Genomic DNA, 17,939 nt, shown 5'->3' with positions numbered 1-17,939 from the left:
AGGCTGATACGCGACACATGGAGGTGCGCTTACCGTATTCGGCTGCGCCCACAGGGGATTGCAGGCGTTGCCGACAATGTCCTCACGGACTGGGAGACATTTATGAGCGTCAGTGCGTTATCATCATCTTCTTCATCATATTGGGAGAAGATGCTTGAGCAGATGAAGAGTTCCAGCGGCACGCAAGCTCAGGACGATCTGGCAGGCAAACTTTTTGGGGATCTTGATTCTGACGGGGACGGCGCGCTGAGCCTCGCAGAAACTGGCCTGAGCAGCAATCTTTACAACAATATTGATACAGACGGCGACGGATCCGTTTCGCAGACCGAGCTGCAAAAGGCCATCGAGACCCAGCGCAACGCCATGCTGACCAACATGCAGCTGGGTCAGAGCCAGGCGACAGGTACGGCGACCACGGATGCATCGTCCACAGACTCATCCTCCACGCTGTCCGCCGCTCAGGGGTTGCTTTCGTCCATCATGAGCGGGCAAATGCCCGGCGGCGCGCAGGGATCCCAGTCTGGTCGCAAACATGCGGGTCTGGCGTCCAAGCTCTTTTCCGCGCTGGACAGTGACGGCAGCGGAGGTCTGAGCATGGACGAAACGGGCCTCGGCCAGTCGGTGTTCGACGCCATGGACACCGATCAGGACGGCTCCGTTTCAAGCGACGAGCTCGCCGCTGCGCTCAAGAAGCAGCGTGAGAACATGCAGAGCACGGCTCAGGCGTCGCAGGGCGATTCCAGCTCGCAAAGCTCGTCCGACGAACCTGACGCCAAAACACTGCTTTCGTCCATCATGAACGGGCAGATGCCCCCGCCTCCGCCGCAGGGGCAGGCGACTTCGTCCAGCCAGAACGGTTCGACCGGCGTGGCTTCCAAGCTGTTCTCCGACCTGGACAGCGACGGCACCGAAGGCCTGAGCATCAGTGAGACCGGCCTTAACCAGTCGGCGTTCGACTCCATGGACACCAACCAGGACGGCTCCGTTTCAAGCGACGAGTTGGCCGCCGCCCTCGAAAAACAGCGCGAAGCCATGGGTTCCGGCCAGGGGTCCACAAGCCGTACCGACATGGCCCGCAGCTTTCTTTCCGCGCTGGCCAACAGCACCTATCAGACCATAAGCCAGACCACTGCCTCCACCCAGAGCGTGGAAGCCGTAGCCTGATCATGACGATACCCCTCTTGCGGGAGGGGCGTGCCAATACCCCCCAACGATGGCCCGGCTGCGTAAGGCACCGGGCCGCGTTGCTTTTATACGCCGCCGCCTCCGCCAGCCCGCTGCCGCCCAACCCATTGCAGATCACCATTTTTTGCACAGCGTTGCCCTGCCACGTGATGCCCTGACGCTGCGGCACACAAAAAGCCGCGCCAGTTGCGAAAAAAACGGCCTCACGCCATGTGCGGAAAGAATAATTTTCACATGCGCAGAGACAAAAATCTTGTGCTGATTCGGCAAATCAACACTGCAACACGCTGACTTTGCATGATTATGAAAATGAACTGGACAATCCTGGTGGCATTTATACCCCTTGTGAAATTCGGGTGATTATATTGACATTATCGATCTAAAGAAATACGAAAAAGTGCCGACTAGAATTCTCTTGTGAAACAGCATTTAGACCAGAGGATCATATGAACAAATTTGAAAAACTCCACGAAACGCTGATGCGTGAGATGCGCCTCATCCATGCCCCCGTTGCAATCAAATACTTTTTCGACCAGCAGGAACTTGATTCCTTCAAAAAAAACCAGCCTCACTATTCTCCCATTAAGCCGCTCACATTTTGCCAGAGTGAGGTCGGCGCGCGTATGGAAGGCATTACAGTCCTTGTAGAGCGCCAGAACCTTGGCTGCACCAACGCCAGCTTTGTTTTTGGCTGGAAGGAAATGGACGAAGCGGAAGTTAAAAGCCACCTCAAATACTGCGCCGACGCCGACCACGCCCGCAAGGTTCTTGAAGCGAAACCGCATGTTCCCGCTGCACTGCTTGCCGTGGCCGTCAGCCCGCTTGCCGCCGCCAGCACCCAGCCCGATGTCGTGCACTTTGTGTGCGACAACATGCAGGCCTACCACATTATCGGAGACTGGATGGCGAGCCAGCGCATCGACAACTTCCAGCCGTCCATGAGCGTCAACTCCGCCGTCTGTTCCGGCAACGTCTATACCCTCAATACAAAGCAGGCGAACCTGTACCTTGCCTGCAGCGGCAGCTACAATTCGGGTAAGACCGAGCGCGGAGAGATCAACGTTTCCATCCCCGGAGAGCACATCGAAGCCCTGGTGCAACGTCTTGAAGACCGCGTTACCCAAAAGGGCGGCGCTTCCATTACGCGCCTGGGCGAGCCCTTCCCCGGCGCGGCGGTGTGCAAAAACTGCCCGCTGATCATCTTTAAAAAAGAACACGAAGCCTAGACGCTGCGCCCACTAATAAACGGCAACAGCCGGGCCGCCCATGGGCGGCCCGGCTGTTGCCGTTTGCGGACATGCTGACAACCACTGACGCGCAGCGCCAGCCCTACACAAAAAACAGCCAGGTCAGCAGCGCAAACAGAGGCACCAGTATGCCCACCGACCATACCATATAGCCAAAAAAGCTTGGCATGCGCACGCCGTCGCTTTCTGCAATTGAGCGCACCATAAAATTGGGCGCATTGCCGATGTAGCTATTGGCCCCCATGAACACGGCACCCGCAGAGATGGCCGCCAGTGTGGCGGGCATCTCGTGCATGAGGCGTTGCGCGTCGCCCCCTGCCGTATTGAAAAATACAAGATACGTGGGCGCATTATCCAAAAAGCTCGAGAGAATGCCCGCAAGCCAGAAATACATGGAATTTACCGGCTGCCCATCGTGCGACACCAGGCATATAAGCGGAGCCAGCGCCCCTTCCGTACCCGCCCGCAAAATGGCTATGGCGGGTATCATGCTTAAAAATATGCCAAAAAACAGCTTGGCCACTTCTTCCATGGGCGCCCAGGAAAAACCGTTGAGCTCGCGGCAACGCCTGCTGGTAAAACGGAGCGAAAGCCCGGCGATGCACAGCAGGGCCACATCACGCAGCAGGTTTTGCCCCTCTACCGTCACGCCGGATATGGTGACCAGCTCACCCAACGGGTAAAGGCCCGAAAGCAGTACGGCAATCACAATTCCCAAAAGGAACAGCAGGTTAACCCCGCCTTCAAGCCCCAGCTTTTCAGCCGTTTCCGCAGGCTGCGCCGTGGGTCTTGGGCTGCCCTCCTTTTTGAACAGGGCTGAGTCAAGCACAAAAAAGATTGCAAGCAGCGTGGCGGCCAGCAGGCTGGTTTTAGCCAGCAGGTTGGTTGTGGTCCAAAAAAAATCCACCCCTTTCAAAAAGCCCAAAAACAGGGGCGGGTCGCCCAGCGGCGTTAGCGAGCCGCCAATATTGGCCACCAGAAAAATAAAAAATATGACAGAATGCGCCCTGTACCTGCGGTGGGCATTGGCCCGCAGCAAGGGGCGGATAAGCAGCATGGCCGCGCCGGTTGTGCCCATGCAGCTTGCCAGCAGCGTACCCACGGCCAGTAGCCCGGTATTGACCAGAGGCGTGCCCACCAGCGAGCCTGTCAGTCTGACGCCGCCGGCCACGGTAAACAGCGCGACCAGCAGCACTAAAAACGGCATATAATCCAGCAGGATAATGTGCAAGAATTCGTACAGCGCCACGGAATAACCGTAAACAGCCAGACAGGGCGCCAAAAAGGCCAGCCCCCAGAACGCGGCAATCTTGCCAAAGTGTTTTTCCCAAATGTGGGGCAGTACAAGCGGCATGACAGCAATGGAAAGCAGCATGCACGCAAACGGAACGGCCCAGAGGACAGAAAGCTCCGCACCGGGGATATGCGGCTGCCCGGCGGACGCCAGTGCAGCCTCCGGCATAAAGACGGCGGCGTACAGTGCGCCCCCCCATAAAGAAAACCTGACCATGAGGACACCCCAGGAATTACAGTCGATCATAGAGCAATTGAAATTTTGCAGTATCAAACATCAGCAAACTTTACAATTGCCTATGCAACATATTGAAAATGGATTGATGGGCGCTCATGCATGGCCGCTTTGAACCCCTGCGGCGTTTACCGCCTTGGGTGCCCCTTCAACAGCAAAACGGGCTGGCGCTGTTACACGCGCAGCCCGTTTTGGTCCGCTCCCGGGAAGTACGGTCTTCAGGTGGTTATTCCTGTTTCATCTCCTTGATCAGCATACCCAGGTCCTGCGCCTGACGGGCCAGTTCCACTACTGCTTGCGTGGCCTCGCCCATGGCGTCGGCGGTCTGCTTGACCATATCGTTTACGTGCACGATCGTCTGGTTAATTTCGTCGCTGGCGGCAGACTGCTCTTCGCTGGCAGTGGCGATGGCGTTGACCTGATCCGCCATGCCCAGCACAGTTTCAAGAATCTCGTTCAACGCCTGGCCCGACTGGCTGGCGTAGCCTGTGGCCTGATTGACCTGCTCAAGCGCGTTGTCCATGGAGTCCATGCTCTTTGAGGTGCTTGCCTGTATGGCGCCAATGGCGTTGCCCACGTCGTGGGTGGAGGCCATGGTTTTTTCCGCCAGTTTGCGCACCTCGTCAGCCACAACGGCAAAACCCCGCCCGGCATCCCCGGCTCGGGCGGCTTCAATGGCGGCATTAAGGGCAAGCAGATTGGTCTGGTCGGCGATATCTGAAATTACGCCCATTATCTGACTGATAGCCTGGGCATGGGTGTTGAGCTGCAGCATGTCCTGCTTGAGCTCTTGCGAAACCGTCTGCACCCGGCCAATGCTGAGCAGCGATTTTTGCACAATGGCGGAGCCGCTCTCGGCTTTCTCCTTTGTTTCGGACGAGGCCACAGAGGCCTGCCCGGCATTGCGGGCCACTTCCTGCACGGTCGCGTTCATCTGGTTCATGGCGGTGGCCGCCTCGGCAAGCCGCTGCGCCGCCTGCGAGGCTCCCTTGTCGGACTGCTCTATCTGGGCGGACAACTGGGTAGATGCCGAGCTTACGACCTGCACCACTCTTTCCAGCCGCCCGGCGGCGTTGAGCATGGCGTCGGCTTTTTTGTGGGCCTCGTCCTTGGCAATGTTGGCGCTGTCCATTGCCGAGTGGGCCTGACGCGTCTGCTCGCGGGCTTTTTCCGATTCGCGGCGTGCATCGTCGATGTGCTCTTTCAGCGCTTCCACCATGCTTGCAATAGCGCCGTACACGCCGATCTTGGCATGTCCATCGTCAATATTAAAATCGCCGTCAACCACCCGCTGCGCCGTCAGCAGCAGGTCGCCGGGGTCTTTGCCCAGCTGCCGCTTTGTTTCGCGCGCAATCAGCACGGCTACCCCCGCAGCCAGCAGCAGGGCAAAAACTGTCAGGCTGATACCAATGGCGTTGCTTGTGGCATACAGGTTGTCGCCCAGCAGGCCTCGGGCATTGGCGTTGTCGTGAGAGGTCTTCACCAGCCTGCCAATGGCGGCGGCAAGCGTCCCGTAGTCGGCTTGCCCCTTGCCTGTGAGCAGCTCAAAAGATTCCGCAGGTTTTCCCTCCTGCCGCAGGCGGTAAACTTCGCGGGAGGTATCGAGATAACTTTTCAGTTCATGCTCGATACCTACAACGCATTGTCTGGCGTTGCCCGAAATGCAAAGCTCGCCGAGCTCCTTGACTTCCCGGTCAAATTTTCGTCTGACATCCTCTGCCGCAGAAGCCAGCGACGCCATCTTTTGCGGGTCTTTTTCCGAAAGATAGCGAAACTCCAAAATTCTGAACTCCGCGACATCGGCGCTGACTTCACCGGCCAGCTCAGAGACTGGCACGTTTCTGTGCGCCAATACGGATGTTATACTGTTGAGTTCTGCCATTTGCCAAAGCAGATACCCGGCCAGTACGGCCATCAACAAACCTAGCGTCCCCATTCCAAAAGAGATCTTTGTTACGAGCTTCATAAGTTTTACTCTGTGCTGGCGTTGAAGTTCATTCGATGGGGAAAGGCCGTTAACACAACCATCAATATAGCATATCGGCTATGGATAATATCTACATTATGCTATTTTTAATTTATTTTTAATGTAAATGCTTTTCAAATCGCTTTAATTTCAGCATAATATAATTTTATGCAAGAAATACATCTCCGATAAGGCCTAAATTGCCCATCAACTTTACTAATCGATTACTTTTTTAAAAAACATTAACAAACAAAAAAATACCTGAATATTATACTATGGAATTGTTTAAAATATAATAGTTTTTATTAAAAAATTATACAATACGTATTGCCGTAAACTAGTCGCCGTTAACAACCATAAACAGCAAAAAAATATTACGCGCCAGAGAGTTGCTGCAAAAACATACAGATCAGCAGTTGCACAACGCCTAGGCCCGAGCAACGCCCCATGCCAGAATTGCAGCTGGGCTGGTCGTCAGGCAATCCGGCAACAGCCCCTACCCCTTGACGGGTGCAGCCTGAAATACGGCAAAAAAATAGGGCCGAGGCATCTCGCCCCGGCCCCAGGTACGCAGGTTCAGCCCGCTAGGATCTTTTCAAGTTTTCCACAACGTTGCGCAAATCGCCCGACATCTCGGCCAGCTGCTGAATGGCCGCAGCCGATTCGGCCTGTCCGCGCGTGGTGTCGCTGGTCAGACGCGCCACTTCGTCCAGGCTGCGACTGATTTCTTCAGACGCGGACGACTGCTCTTCCGCCGCTGTGGCTATGGACTGCGCCTGTTCGGCGTTTTCCTTGGCAAGGCACAAGATGGCGTCGAGCACAGCGCCCGATTTGTGTGAAAGTGTGGTGGTTTCTTCCACAACCGAGCTGGCCCGATCCATGGAGGTAATGCTCTGTCTGGCGGCCATCTGCATGCCAGTGATGGTAGCGCCCACCTCCTTGGTGGCGCCGATGGTCTTTTCGGCCAGCTTGCGCACCTCGTCGGCCACAACGGCAAAACCGCGCCCGGCCTCGCCGGCGCGGGCGGCTTCGATGGCGGCGTTGAGCGCCAGCAGGTTGGTCTGATCGGCTATATCGTTGATGACATCCATGATCGCGCCGATGCTGTCGGCCTGCTTGCCCAGAGCGGTGAGGTCGGTCTTCATGGCCTGAGTCTGCTCGTGCACCTGGTTGACAGAGGCCACCACCTGCCGGACCAGGCTAACCCCCTGGCCTGCCTCCTGCTGCGTTTTGACGGCATTGGAGGCCGCCTGCCCGGAATTGCGCGCCACCTCAACGATGGAGGCGGACATCTGCTCCATGCCCGCAGACGTATCGGTCATGCGCTGGCGCTGGATGTCTGCCGCATGGGCAATCTGCTCTGACTGCGTCGCCAGCTCTTCGGTACTGGATGCGATGCGCACCACAACGCCCTCAATCTGGCTGGCGGCCTGCAAGATACCACGCTGAGTGGCGAGCTCGGCCTCCTTGCGGGCTTCGTCCGCCTCGGCAACAGCGGTTCGCGCGCGCTCGGCTTCGGCCAGCGCATGACGTTCCTTTTCTTCAGTCGTGCGCAGCATTTCCTTGAGACGCGCCACCATATGGCGCAGGGCATCAGCCAGCACGCCAACCTCGTCCCGGCTGCGGATATCCAGGGTTTCATCCAGGTTGCCCCCCGCCACCGCAGTGGCAAATACCACTCCACGGCCCAGAGGCTTGAAAATCAGCACCGAAATCAAAAAATGCACCATAAGCGCGGATAAAACCAGCGCGACAACAGCGGTTATGGAACTGGCGCGCAAATTTGCCGTCGAGTCGAGCTGAATTTCCTCCAGCGGCTTGTAGGTCCACACCTTCCAGCCAAGCCCCGAGATAACATACAGGCTGCCCTCGTAAGCCTTGCCGCCGTGCGTAAACTGGATGCGCCCGTTCTGCTGCTGGCCGCTGTATTTTTTCAGATCCGGTATAGCCTCCCACAGGCTTTTGCCGATGCGCTTGTCGTCGCGGTTGGCCATGATGTACCCGTCGGCCCGCGTCAGAAAAATATTATCAAATTCAAGTACATGATTGGTAAAATTAGTAATATCCGTGAGCCCGAGATTTATGCACAGCGTACCGGCAACCTTGCTGTCGTCAAACAGGGGAACGCCCACGGCCATAACCGTTGCGCCGATGGAGGAGGTATACGGCGTGGTGACAACGCGCTTTTCGCCGCCAAACATGCGGGTAAACCACTCGCGGTTAAGTGTTTTTGCATTAAAATTCGGTATCATGCCCTTATCGTTGTGCGTCTCGCCCGAATCAAAAGCGTAGTACGCCTCCACAAGGCCAGTCTGCTTGAGCAGCTGTTTCAGCAGGTTGCGCTTGTACTCATAGAGGTCGTCCGGCCCAACGCCCACAGGGTTGGTGAGCATGCGCGAGGTGAGCTCCAGCTGATTGAAATAGACGTCCATTTTTTCCGATACAGCCTTGCCCACAGCCTGCGACATGATGTCCATCTGCTCCATCTCCGAATCGTACGACGAGGCGCAAAAGCTTCGGTATGAGCTGTAGGTGATGGCGACGATCACAAGCGTAAAAAAGGCAAATACGCTCAGGAGAATTTTATTTTTTGCACTCATTGGCACGTCAACTCCTTATTGATGGCATAAAATTTTACGCAACAAGATTTTATTATCGGTTATCAGCTAAAACTCTTTATAGCAAACAATAATGCACTGTATGTTTTTTTTAAATATGATTTTATGCTTCATTTTTTATGTAAAATAATACTAGTAGTTGCAATTTTGCAACACAATGTTGCAAAATTGCAACAAACATCAGTTAAAAAATGCAGAAATAAGTCGCATTTTTCCCGTATTTCGCCATATAAATAGCAACACAATTTGGGCAGACAGTCATATCAAACATCAGGAGCACCAGCCTGAGCCCCCCTGGCGGGGCGAAGCAGCGGTGATATTTTACCCGCGCTGCGCCTGCCGTGTTGTACTGCAGGCGACATTTTTGTATAGAACGATGCTATGAAAACCGCAGAATACAGAATGAATGCAATGCATGGCAGCACGTGGAAATGAGCCTGGGCGTGCTGTGGGGGCTTTTTATCTCTGCTTTTGTCGCCGCGTCTGTCTTTCCGGCGCAGTCAGAGCTTTTTTTGGCGGGCGCGCTGGTCAAGCAATATGCGCCGGTGTGGGCCATCATTGGCGCGGCCAGCCTGGGCAACACGCTTGGCTCTGCAACAAACTGGCTGCTGGGGCGCTTTTTTATCCGCTACAATGATCGCCCATGGTTTCCCATCAACATCAGCAAACTTTCCAAGGCCGAGGCGTGGTACCGCAAATATGGCCGCTGGTCTTTGCTCCTGAGCTGGATGCCGATTGTTGGCGACCCCATCACGCTGGTTGCGGGCATACTGCGCGAACCGTTTTCGTCGTTTATCCTTATTGTCGCCCTGGCAAAGACCGCAAGGTACATTGTTATTGCCGTTATTACCCTGCAGTTTGCATGCTGAACAAAAAAAGGATGCCGCATGGAACACCATGTAACATCCTGATTTATTTATTGGCGCGCCCGAGAGGAATCGAACCCCAGACCAAGAACTTGGGAGACAGCCGACAAAATTAAATCTTCATTTGCAGGGCATTTTTTAAAATTGCGCATGCAATCCTGGCCTGCCACAACAACTATCTGCTTTTATTATTCATCTCCCCGACAGGTACGGCCTGCTTCACCCTTCATGATTGACGAAAAGCCAAGGTCGATACGGCGTCAACAAAAAGAGCGAAGTGCTTCGCGGCAGTTCGCCCTTTTTTGCGTGCAAAGGTGCTGGGGCAACGACGCCCGAAGGCAAGCCCCCAGTGTGCAACACTGGCAAAGATCATTCAAGGTTATCGCACCGCCCCCTAGAACTCGTACTTGAGCATCAGCTCCGCGCCGTTGTCGGTGTAGCGGCCGCCGAATTCGCCGGTGTAGCGGGCGCTGGCCGAAAGGCCGCCGCCAAGGTCAGCACGAATGCCAAATCCCGCGCGCAGCAGGTCGCGCCCGGCGTCCGCCCCCTTGGTGGTGGAAGATGTTGTGCTGTCCAGCAGGGTAACGCTTGCGGTGGGGGCAGTGTCGGCCAGTTTGCGCACGTAGAACGCCGAAAATTCCGGCGTCACCGTGGTTTTGCCGATTTCAAAGTCCCGTTGCAGGGCCGCGCCCACGGGAATGCCCACGCTGTTCATGATGGCTGCTGCATAGCGCCGGGTGATAAAACTGCCCGATTCCGTAAAGGCATAACGCCGGGTGGTCATGGCCTCGATGCCCACGGAAGGAATAAGCCGAAGAACGCCTTCGTCGAATTCGAAGGCGTGCGAAGCCTTGAGGTTGCCGGATAACGTGTCGGCGTTGAAGTCGCCAGAGGTGGAATCCGCCACGGGGAAGCTGTAGCTGCCGTTCATGCTGCCCTGGCTGTAGGTATAGGTCACATCGCCATCAAGCGTGATCTGGCCGAGCTTCAAGGTGTAATAAGGGCCAAAAAACCACGACTTTACGTTGCTGGTAACGCCCGCCCCGCGCGACTGCCCGCCGCTGAAGCCCCCGGCAAAACCGATGCGCACGTTTTCGGAAACCGGCGTGTCGTAGCCCAGCGCCGCCAGGCCCATCTCGGCATCGTAGCCGCTCAGGCCGTCGTGCGCGCCCTGGTGCAGCCAGTGGGCCTGCCCACGAAATTCCACGGCGCTTGAGCGCTGTGGGCCCTGATTTGGGCTGTTCATGGCCGCAATTTGCGCCAACGTCTGAAAGAAGCCGGAATCACCGCTTACGGTTGCAAACATATCTCCCCCCTGCTGCCCGGCCGTGGACCAGAAGCCCGGCGCCGCGCCCAGGGCCAGGGAATGCTGCCCGGAGCCAAAGCTGCTTTGCTGCTGGCCTATGGCCCCGTGAAAGGCCTGCGCCTGAGCCAGAACAAGCCGCCCGCCGTTCACCACGCCCTCGCCCGCGGTTTGCTGCACGGCGCTCTGCACCTGCCTGGAATCGTTGCTGGTGTACAGCCTGTTGAAGTAGCTTGCCACGGATGAGCCAGACGCGGCGCTTGCGCGCACGCCGTCCAGCGCGCTGGCGTTGCCGCTCACCACTTCGCCCAGATTTTTGGCCGTATAGGTGAGCGTGGCAAAACTGGCCCCGGACGTGGCGGAAAAAACAGTGGAGGATAAAAGCCCGTTGCTGGTCTTGTTCAGCGTGCCCGTGAACGCCGTGTCCGAACTGTCGAGCAGGTTGACCGCTCCGTACAGCGTTACCGTGCCCGATTTTGACCCCATACCGGCGTAGGTACCCCCAGATGAAAGATAGAGGCTGTTCACGTTCAGGCTGGAGCCCACGCCCATGCCGAGCGATCCGCCGGAAAGCACCTTGAACGTGCCGCTGCGTAAACTGGAGCCGGAATAGCCCTTGTATGCGCCGCCGCTTGCCACGGTCAATGTGCCGCCAGAATTGTCGATGGAGCCGGAATTGTTCAGCATGCCGGAACTTGTCAGCGTGCCGGTGTTTGACAGCGTGCCGCCGCTGTTGTTCGTCAGCGTGCCGATGTTCGTCAAAACACCACCACTGTTGTTCGTCAGCGTGCCGGAGTTCGTTAGTGTGCCGGAGTTCGTCAGCGTGGCACCGGCGTAGATCAACAGAGTACTGCCGCGGTTGTTCAGCAGACTGCCGGTGTTCGTCAGCGTGCCGCCGATCTCGTTCGTCAGCGTGCCGGTGTTCGTCAGCGTGCCTATGTTCGTCAGAACACCGCCGCTGTAGTTCGTCAGCGTACCGGAGTTCGTCAGTGTGCCGTAGTTCGCCAGCGTGCCACCGGCGTAGTTCGCCAGCGTGCCGCCGCTGTTGTTCAGCAGACTGCCGGTGTTCGTCAGCGTGCCAGTGATCTCCAAATAATTGTTGTTGTTCAGCGTGCCTTTGTTCGTCAGCGTGCCGACGTTCCCCAACTCGCGGTTGTTGTTCAGCGTACCGATGTTCGTCAGCGTACCTTCGTTCACCAACCCAGAGTAATTGTTCAGAGTGCCGGTGTTCGTCAGCGTACCTTCGTTTCCCAAGTAGAAGTTGTTGTTCAGCGTGCCGGAGTTCGTCAGCGTGCCGACGTTTGCCAAGTAGCCGTAGTTGTTCAGCGTGCCGGTGTTCGTCAGCGTGCCGACGTTTGCCAAGTAGCCGTAGTTGTTCAGCGTGCCGGTGTTCGTCAGCGTGCCGTAGTTCGTCAACAAGCCACCGCTGTTGTTCAGCAGCGTGCCGGAGTTCGTCAGCCAGCAACCGCTGTTGTTCAGCACCGTGCCGGAGTTCGTCAATGTACCGCCGTTTTCGTTCGTCAGCGTACTGCCGCTGCTGTTCGTTAACGTGCCAGAGTTCGTCAGCGTGCCGGTGTTCCCCAAGTAGTAGTTGTTGTTCAGCATGCCGGAGTTCGTCAGCGTGCCGGTGTTTCCCAGGGAGCTGTAGTTGTTCAACGTGCCGGAGTTCGTCAGCGTGCCGGTGTTTCCCAGGGAGCTGTAGTTGTTCAACGTGCCGGAGTTCGTCAGTGTACCGCCGCTGTTGTTCGTCAAAGTGTCGTAGTTCGTCAGCGTGCCGTCGTTCGTCAGCGTGCCGGTGTTCTCCAAGTAGTAGTTGTTGTTCAGCATGGCACCGCTTACGTTTATCAGCGTACCAGAGTTTGTCAGCCTGCCGGTGTTCGTCAGCGTGCCGAAGTAGTTCATCAGCGTGCCGGAGTTTGTCAGCGTACCGGAGTTCATCAGCGTGCCGGAGTTCGTCAGCGTACCGGAGTTCGTCAGCGTACCGGAGTTCGTCAGTGTACCGCCGCTGTTGTTCCCCATATCGCCTTTGTTCGTCAAGGTGCCGGAGTTCGTCAGCGTGCCGGAGTAGTTCTGCATAAAGCCGGAGTTCGTCAGCGTGCCGGAGTTCGTCAGCGTGCCGCCGTTTTCGTTCTTCAACTCGCCGCCGACGTTGTTCGTCAGTATGCCGGAGTTCATCAGATTGCCGAAGGTCCTCAACTCGTTGTTGTTGTTCAGCGTGCCGGTGTTCGCCAGCGTACCTTCGTTTTCCAAGGAGAAGTAACTGTTCAGCGTGCCGGTGTTCGTCAGCGTACCTTCGTTTTTCAAGTAGTAATTGTTGTTCAGCGTGCCGGAGTTCGTCAGTGTGCCGCCGCTTTCGTTTGTCAGTCTGCCGCCGCTTTCGTTCGTCAGCGTGCCGTCGACGTTGTTCGTCAGTATGCCGGAGTTCGTCAGCTTGCCGAAGTTCTTCAACCATTTGTTGTTCACCGTGCCGGAGTTCGTCAGCCCGCCGTTGATCTGCACGGTATCGGTTACTAGCGTATTGCCGCTTGACACAACCCACTCGTCACCGGCACTGATGCTGCCGGACTTGGTTCCAGACACATTGTACGTTGTTGCCAATGCGCAAGGCGCGGCTGCCAGTTCCAGCAGCAGGAACAGAATAATCATGTTGAGAACGCCCAGAAAACGGCGCAGGCGGTTGGATCCTGCAAAGGGGAAAAGCTTACGGCAACACCCGCACAGACGAGGGAATGAAAACACGGCACTGGTCCTTGCGGTTATACTGTTTTATTCTTCCACGCGGCTCCAAAGGGCTGGCTGGTGAAGCCCAGCCAGCCCCCGCCAGTGCGCTGCGCATTGTGTTAGCCTGTGATATTTTTGTCGCAACCAGATACAGAAAATTACCCCAAGGCTGGCTGTGTGAGAGAATTCTTTTTTTCAAATGCATCGCACCGCCCCCTAGAACTCGTACTTGAGCATCAGCTCCGCGCCGTTGTCGGTGTAGCGGTCGCCGAATTCGCCGGTGTAGCGGGCGCTGGCCGAAAGGCCGCCGCCAAGGTCAGCGCGAATGCCAAAGCCAACGCGCAGCAGGTCGCGCCCGGCGTCCGCCCCCTTGGTGGTGGAAGATGTTGTGCTGTCCAGCAGGGTAACGCTTGCGGTGGGGGCAGTGTCGGCCAGTTTGCGCACGTAGAACGCCGAAAATTCCGGCGTCACCGTGGTTTTGCCGATTTCAAAGTCCCGTTGCAGGGCCGCGCCCACGGGAATGCCCACGCTGTTCATGGTGGCTGCGGCATAGCGCCGGGTGATAAAACTGCCCGATTCCGTAAAGGCATAACGCCGGGTGGTCATGGCCTCGATGCCCACGGAAGGAATAAGCCGAAGCACGCCCTCGTCGAATTCAAAAGCGTGCGAGGCCTTTAGGTTGCCGGATAACGTGTCGGCGTTGAAATTGCCGGAGGTGGAATCCGCCACGGGGAAGCTGTAACTGCCGTTCATGCTGCCCTGGCTGTAGGTATAGGTCACATCGCCATCAAGCGTGATCTGGCCGAGCTTCAAGGTGTAATAAGGGCCAAAAAACCAGGACTTTACGTTGCTGGTAACGCCCGCCCCGCGCGACTGCCCGCCGCTGAAGCCCCCGGCAAAACCGATGCGCACGTTTTCGGAAACCGGCGTGTCGTAGCCCAGCGCCGCCAGGCCCATTTCGGCATCGTAACCGCTCAGGCCGTCGTGCGCGCCCTGATGCAGCCAGTGCGCCTGCCCACGAAATTCCACGGCGTCCGAGCGCTGCGGCCCCTGGTTTGCGCTGTTCATGGCCCCAATTTGCGCCAGGGTCTGCAACAGGCCGGAATCGCCGCTCATGGTTGCAAACACGTCGCCCCCCTGCTGCCCGGCCGTGGACCAAAAGCCCGGCGCCGCGCCCAGGGCCAGGGAATGCTGCCCGGAGCCAAAGCTGCTTTGCTGCTGGCCTATGGCCCCGTGAAAGGCCTGCGCCTGAGCCAGAACAAGCCGCCCGCCGTTCACCACGCCCTCGCCCGCGGTTTGCTGCACGGCGCTCTGCACCTGCCTGGAATCGTTGCTGGTGTACAGCCTGTTGAAGTAGCTTGCCACGGATGAGCCAGACGCGGCGCTTGCGCGCACGCCGTCCAGCGCGCTGGCGTTGCCGCTCACCACGTTACCCAGATCTTTGGCCGTATAGGTGAGCGTGGCAAAACTAGCCCCGGACGTGGCGGAAAAAACAGTGGAGGATAAAAGCCCGTTGCTGGTCTTGTTCAGCGTGCCCGTGTACGCCGTGTCCGAACTGTTGAGCAGGTTGACCGCTCCGTACAGCGTTACCGTGCCTGTTCTTGAACCCAGAATGGAGTATGTGCCCCCGGAGGAAAAATAGAGGCTGTTCACGTTCAGGCTGGAGCCAACAGCCATGCCGAGCGACCCGCCAGAGAGAACCTTGAACGTGCCGCTGCGTAAACTGGAGCCGGAATAGCCCTTGTATGCGCCGCCGCTGGCCACGGTCAGCGTGCCGCCAGAATTGTCGATGGAGCCGTAATTGTTCAGCATGCCGGAACTTGTCAGCGTGCCGGAGTTTGACAGCGTGCCGCCGCTGTTGTTCGTGAGCATGCCGGAGCTTGTCAACGTGCCGGAGTTTGACAGCGTGCCGCCGCTGTTGTTCGTAAGCATGCCGGAGCTTGTCAGCGTGCCGGTGTTTGACAGCGTGCCGCCGCTGTTGTTCGTGAGCGTGCCGGAGCTTGTCAGCGTGCCGGTGTTTGACAGCGTGCCGCCGCTGTTGTTCGTGAGCGTGCCGGAGCTTGTCAGCGTGCCGGTGTTTGACAGCGTGCCGCCGCTGTTGTTCGTTAACACGCCGTAGCTCTCCAGATCGGCGTAGTTCGTCAGCGTACAGGAGTTCGTCAGCGTGCCGGAGCTCTCGTTTGTCAGCATGGCACCGCTGTTGTTCGTCAGCCTGCCGGTGTTATTCAGCGTGCCGGTGTTATCCAGTGTGCCGCCGTTGTTGTTCGCCAGCGTGCCGGTGTTATCCAGTGTGCCGGTGTTATCCAGTGCGTTGTAATTGTTCAGCGTGCCAGTGTTCGTCAGCGTACCGGTTATGTAGTTCGCCAGCGTGCCGCCGCTGTTGTTCGTCAGCGTGCCGGTGTTCGTCAGTGTGCCGGAGTTTGTCAGCGTGCCGCCGCTGTTGTTCGTCAGCGTGCCGCCGCCGGAGTTCGTCAGTGCGCCGCCGTTTTCGTTCGTCAGCGCGCCGGTGTTTATCAACAAATAGTCATTGTTCAGCGTGCCGCCGTTTCCGTTCGTCAATATGCTGCCGTTTTCGTTCGTCAGCGTGCCGGTGTTCGTCAGCGTGCCGGAGTTCGTCAACGAGTAGTAATTGTACAGCGTGCCGCCGTTTCCGTTCGTCAATATGCTGCCGTTTTCGTTCGTCAGCGTGCCGGCGTTCGTCAGCGTGCCGGTGTTCGTCAACGAGTAGTAATTGTACAGCGTGCCGCCGTTTCCGTTCGTCAGCGTGCCGCCGCTGTTGTTCGTCAGCGTACCGGTGTTCGTCAGCGTGCCGTAGTTCGCCAGTGAGTCGTAATTGTTCAGTATGCCGGAGTTCGTCAGCCTGCCTAAGTTTGATAGCCTGCCGGAGTTTGACAGTACGCCGTTGCTATTGTTCGTCAGCGTGCCGCCGCTTTCGTTCGTCAGCCCACCGTAGTTCCACAGATAGTAGTAATTGTTCAGCGTGCCGCCGCTGTTGTTCGTCAGCGTGCCGCCGCTTTCGTTCGTCAGCGTGCCGCCGCTTTCGTTCGTCAGCGTGCCGGTGTTTATCAACAAATAGGCATTGTTCAGCGTGCCGGAGTTCGTCAGTATGCCGCCGCTTTCGTTCGTCAGCGTGCCGGTATTCTTCAGCGTGGCACCGTTTGCGTTCGTCAATATGCCGCCGCTTTCGTTCGTCAGCGTGTCAGTGCTCGTCAGCCTACCGCTGCTTTGATTGTTCAGCGTGCCGCTGTTTATCAGCCCGCCGGAGTTCGCCAGCGTGCCGGAGTTCGTCAGCGTGCCGGAGGAGTACAAGCCGCCGCCGCTGATGTTCAGCGTGGCGCCGTTATCGTTCGTCAGCGTGCCCCTGTTCACCATTATGTGGTGGGCGTTCAGCGTGCCGCCGCTGGTGTTCGTCAGCGTGCCGCCTTGGTAGTTCAAAAACATGTAGTTACTGTCCAGCGTGCCGGAGTTCGTCAGCGTGCCGCTGCTTTCGTTCGTCAGCGTGCCGCTGTCTCTGTTCGTCAGCGTGCCGCCGCTTTCGTTCGTCAGCGTGCCGGAGTTCGTCAGCGTGCCGCAGTTGTCGTTCGTCAGCGTGCCACCGCTTTTGTTTGTCAGCGTGCCGGAGTTCGTCAGCGTGCGTCTTTCGTTCGTCAGCGTGCCGGAGTTCGTCAGCGTGCCGGAGTTCGTCAGCGTGCCGCCGCTGGTGTTCGCCAGCGTGCCGCCGCTTTCATTGTTCAGCGTGCCGCTGTTCGTCAGCGTGCCGCTGCTTTCGTTCGTCAGCGTGCCGCCGCTTTGATTGTTCAGCGTGCCGCCGCTGTTGTTCGTCAGCGTGCCGCTGTTTATCAACAAACGGGCATTGTTCAGCGTGCCGCCGCTGTTGTTCGTCAGCGTGCCGCCGCTTTGATTGTTCAGCGTGCCGGTGTTCGTCAGCGTGGCACCGTTTTCGTTCGTCAATGTGCCGCGACTTTCGTTCGTCAGCATGTTGGTGTTCGTCAGCGTGCCGGAGTTCGCCAGCCTGCCGGAGTTCGTCAGTATGCCGGTGTTCGTCAGCGTGCCGCCGCTTTCATTGTTCAGCGTGCCGGTGTTCGTCAACAAGGAGTAATTATCCAACGTGCCAGCGTTCGTCAGCGTGTCGGAGTTCGTCAGTATGCCGGTGTTCGTCAGCGTGCCGCCATTCCACATCCTGCAGCTGTTCGTTAACGTGCCGGTGTTCGTCAGCGTGCCGGAGTTCCCCAGACTGAGGTTGTTCGTTAACGTGCCGGAGTTTGTCAGCGTGCCGAAACTCGACATTATAAAGTTATTGTTCAGCGTGCCGCCGCTGTTGTTCGTCAGCGTGCCGCGGTTTTCCAAGTTGAAGGAGTTGTTCATCGTGCCGGAGTTCGCCAGCGTGCCATTGATCTGTACACCGTAGGTTTCTAGCGTATTACCGATTGACACAACCCACTCGTCACCGGCACTTATGCTGCCGTATTTGGTTCCAGATACATTATACGTGGTCGCCAATGCGC

8 protein-coding genes are annotated in these 17,939 nt (G+C 57.4%); 3 read left to right on the top strand and 5 right to left on the bottom strand.

Annotation, left to right across the window (positions count from 1 at the left end; genetic code table 11):
- The first annotated feature begins 150 nt into the window (after nt 1-150).
- Nucleotides 151-1,164, top strand: coding sequence for an EF-hand domain-containing protein (locus DDIC_RS04395; RefSeq protein ID WP_168732463.1), 1,014 nt, complete (start codon nt 151-153; stop codon nt 1,162-1,164).
- Nucleotides 1,165-1,631: 467 nt separating this feature from the next.
- A complete protein-coding gene (locus DDIC_RS04390; protein WP_136399317.1) occupies nt 1,632-2,411 on the top strand; it encodes a DUF169 domain-containing protein in 780 nt (259 codons plus the stop codon).
- Nucleotides 2,412-2,514: 103 nt separating this feature from the next.
- On the opposite strand, the gene DDIC_RS04385 is transcribed toward DDIC_RS04390, so the two are convergent.
- The 3 genes from DDIC_RS04385 to DDIC_RS04375 all read right to left on the bottom strand — a co-directional run bounded on the left by DDIC_RS04385 (nt 2,515) and on the right by DDIC_RS04375 (nt 8,526).
- The gene (locus tag DDIC_RS04385; protein ID WP_136399316.1) at nt 2,515-3,942 is read right to left on the bottom strand and encodes a sodium:proton antiporter; all 1,428 of its coding nucleotides are present in this window, start codon (nt 3,940-3,942) and stop codon (nt 2,515-2,517) included.
- 244 nt (nt 3,943-4,186) lie between these two features.
- Nucleotides 4,187-5,926, bottom strand: a complete 1,740-nt coding sequence (locus DDIC_RS04380) for a methyl-accepting chemotaxis protein (RefSeq protein ID WP_136399315.1) — start codon at nt 5,924-5,926, stop codon at nt 4,187-4,189.
- A gap of 584 nt (nt 5,927-6,510) precedes the next feature.
- Complete coding sequence (locus tag DDIC_RS04375; protein WP_136399314.1) at nt 6,511-8,526, bottom strand: methyl-accepting chemotaxis protein; 2,016 nt, start codon at nt 8,524-8,526, stop codon at nt 6,511-6,513.
- Between the two features lie 449 nt (nt 8,527-8,975).
- On the opposite strand from DDIC_RS04375, the gene DDIC_RS04370 reads away from it, so the two are divergent.
- A complete protein-coding gene (locus tag DDIC_RS04370) occupies nt 8,976-9,413 on the top strand; it encodes a YqaA family protein (RefSeq protein WP_136401018.1) in 438 nt (145 codons plus the stop codon).
- A gap of 391 nt (nt 9,414-9,804) precedes the next feature.
- Here the strand turns inward: DDIC_RS04370 and DDIC_RS04365 are convergent, their stop codons facing one another.
- On the bottom strand, nt 9,805-13,359 hold the full coding sequence (locus DDIC_RS04365; protein WP_136399313.1) for an autotransporter outer membrane beta-barrel domain-containing protein: 3,555 nt from the start codon (nt 13,357-13,359) through the stop codon (nt 9,805-9,807).
- Between the two features lie 291 nt (nt 13,360-13,650).
- Entirely contained in the window at nt 13,651-17,868 is a 4,218-nt protein-coding gene (locus DDIC_RS04360; RefSeq protein WP_168732462.1) for a hypothetical protein, read from the bottom strand.
- Nucleotides 17,869-17,939: the final 71 nt, after the last annotated feature.

This window comes from Desulfovibrio desulfuricans, assembly GCF_004801255.1.
In the GTDB taxonomy this organism is placed as follows: domain Bacteria; phylum Desulfobacterota; class Desulfovibrionia; order Desulfovibrionales; family Desulfovibrionaceae; genus Desulfovibrio; species Desulfovibrio desulfuricans_C.
Note: the sequence above shows the minus strand (reverse complement) of the source record. Positions and strands in the feature narration are given on the sequence as shown.

Coding starts and splice junctions, on each gene's coding strand:
- DDIC_RS04395 (WP_168732463.1), top strand. CDS start 151: ATGCTTGAGCAGATGAAGAGTTCCAGCGGCACGCAAGCTCAGGACGAT.
- DDIC_RS04390 (WP_136399317.1), top strand. CDS start 1,632: ATGAACAAATTTGAAAAACTCCACGAAACGCTGATGCGTGAGATGCGC.
- DDIC_RS04385 (WP_136399316.1), bottom strand. CDS start 3,942: ATGGTCAGGTTTTCTTTATGGGGGGGCGCACTGTACGCCGCCGTCTTT.
- DDIC_RS04380 (WP_136399315.1), bottom strand. CDS start 5,926: ATGAAGCTCGTAACAAAGATCTCTTTTGGAATGGGGACGCTAGGTTTG.
- DDIC_RS04375 (WP_136399314.1), bottom strand. CDS start 8,526: ATGAGTGCAAAAAATAAAATTCTCCTGAGCGTATTTGCCTTTTTTACG.
- DDIC_RS04370 (WP_136401018.1), top strand. CDS start 8,976: ATGAGCCTGGGCGTGCTGTGGGGGCTTTTTATCTCTGCTTTTGTCGCC.
- DDIC_RS04365 (WP_136399313.1), bottom strand. CDS start 13,359: ATGATTATTCTGTTCCTGCTGCTGGAACTGGCAGCCGCGCCTTGCGCA.